2 protein-coding genes are annotated in these 2,312 nt (G+C 64.6%); one reads left to right on the top strand and one right to left on the bottom strand.

Going from position 1 to position 2,312, the window contains the following annotated elements:
- Nucleotides 1-98: 98 nt before the first annotated feature.
- Nucleotides 99-455 carry a hypothetical protein gene (locus ABN273_RS59035; protein ID WP_349458561.1) on the bottom strand — a complete coding sequence of 119 codons (357 nt, stop codon included), beginning with the start codon at nt 453-455 and terminating at the stop codon, nt 99-101.
- 193 nt (nt 456-648) lie between these two features.
- Here ABN273_RS59035 and ABN273_RS59030 point away from each other — a divergent pair, with 193 nt between their 5' ends.
- Entirely contained in the window at nt 649-2,250 is a 1,602-nt protein-coding gene (locus ABN273_RS59030; protein WP_349458560.1) for an ISL3 family transposase, read from the top strand.
- Nucleotides 2,251-2,312: the final 62 nt, after the last annotated feature.

Here is a 2,312-nt window from a genome sequence, read left to right as displayed (position 1 = left end):
TGGGCTCTGGATCAAAGTTTGTGAAGCGATCGGCGATCGACCAGAGCCGCGGGAGCTCTGGGGTTCGAGTGGCAGCTTGACGATCCAGCCGGGCGGCTTTACTGCTCTTGAACGAGTTCTCGTTGGGCGAGGAATTCGTCGAGCAGATCGAACAGGACTTCGATGACTCGGCTTTCTTCCTCACGCGGCAGGTCCCAGTGCTCCCAGCCGCCAGGAAGAGCAATATGGCGTACCTGCCCGGGCCAGCCGTGGTTGCAGTCCTGTCCTCGCCGGGCTACCAGCCATTCTCGCCATCCCTGCAGGCCCGGCCCGCCATGACGTATGGCGTGCTGGTCATAGCCGTCGAGAAACGACTCCACGCCGGCAAGCCGTGAGCCCCCGACGAACATACCCAGCCGCTTCGCCACGAAAGCGAAGTACTCGCGCTCGCTCATCTCGCTCAAGTCCTTGGTCACAGGAGACATGTTCCCGTAGTCCCATCGGCCCTGCCTGCTGAAATGTGGAGACACAGACGACGCCTGACAACTCGTGTCCGAGGTCGACGATGATCGCGCTTGGATAACGATGGGCACATGAGGAGGGCCGCCCCGGCGATGATCATGGTCGTTCCAATACTGATCATTTCCGTGAGCGGCGGCGAGGTCATCTGTGCAGCATCCCTCGGCAGGCGAGGAAGCCTGCTGCTGTCGTCTGTTCCTGCCTCATCTGCAGGACGTGCTGATCGAAAATATCGAAGACCGCGCAGACCACGTGCTGGTCACCGCCCGGGCCTGCATGATCAATGCACTGTGCCCTGGATGCGGGGTGCTCACCGGCAAGGTCCATGGCCACTACCAGCGGCGGCTGCACGATCTGGCCACATACGGCCGGCCGGTGCTCATCAATCTGCGGGTGCGCCGGTTCCGCTGCGCCAACCTCGGCTGTGAGCGCCGCACATTCGTGGAACAAGTGCCTCGGGTAAGCGCGCGGCACGCGCGCCGCACGCCTGCCCTGCGCCGGATGCTGGAGCAGATCGCGCTGGCACTGGCCGGACGCGCCGGCTCCCGGCTGGCCCAAGCCCTCGGCCTGCACGTTTCTCGTTCCACACTGATCAGGCTCCTGCGAGCACTGCCTCAGATCGAGGCCGGCCCGGTCACGGTGCTGGGCGTCGACGACTTCGCCAAGAAACGCGGCAACTCCTACGGCACGGTGCTGGTGGACATGCACACCCACCGCCCCATCGACCTGCTCGACGACCGCAAGGCCGACACCCTCGCCGCATGGCTGAAGGCCCATCCCGAAGTCGAAGTGATCTGCCGAGACCGAGCCGGAGGCTACGCCGACGGCGCCCGGACGGGGGCTCCCACCGCCGTTCAAGTGGCTGATCGCTGGCACCTCTGGCAGAACCTGGCCGAGGCGCTGGACAAGACCGTCCGGGCGCATCGGGCCTGCTTACGAGAGGAGAGCCGGCCGGAGACAACGACGGCGCCACAGCCGCAGATCCCTGATCAGAAGGGCGAGGAATCACCGATGATCGTACGGATGACGGAACGCTACGCCCAGGTGCAAGCCCTGCATGCCAGTGGCGCCTCGCTGAACTCCATCTCCCGCGAGTTGGGTCTGGCCTTTCGCACTGTGCGCCGCTTCGCCACCGCCACCAGCCTGGAGGAGCTACTGGCTCCCACGCTGGACAGAGTCGCCATGCTGGACCCGTTCAAGCCCTACCTGACCCGCCGCTGGAACGATGGTTGCACCGACAGCACCCAACTCCACCACGAGATCAAGGCACAAGGATGGACCGGCAGCCTGCGCACCGTTCAACGCTATCTTCGCCCCTTCCGTGGACAACTGCAGGTCTCGATCGCGCCGTCGCCGCCGACCAAACCACGTCACGTCGTCGGCTGGATCATGTCCCATCCGGACCACCTGGATCAGCAGGACACGGCCCGGCTGGCGGAGATTCTGACACGCTGTCCAGAACTCCAAGCGGCAGCCGGTCACGTCCGTGACTTCGCCGTCATGATGACCCAGCGCCAGGGGCACCGGCTCGATGACTGGATCACCGCGACCGCAGCCGACGGCGGTCCGCATCTGGCCTCCTTCGCTACCGGACTGCGCAGTGACCATGCCGCGGTGACCGCAGGCCTGACCCTGTCGCACAGCAGTGGTGCCGTAGAAGGCATCGTCAATAAGATCAAATTTCTGAAGCGGCAGATGTTCGGACGAGCCAGCTTCGACCTGCTCCGCATTCGCGTCCTCAACTACCACTAGCCCGTCGACCTGGACCCGAACACCGTCACGCTCTGTTGCCACAGGCTTTGATCCAGAGCCGG

This window comes from Nonomuraea sp. B19D2, from assembly GCF_040137845.1.
Lineage (GTDB): Bacteria > Actinomycetota > Actinomycetes > Streptosporangiales > Streptosporangiaceae > Nonomuraea.
Note: the sequence above shows the minus strand (reverse complement) of the source record. Positions and strands in the feature narration are given on the sequence as shown.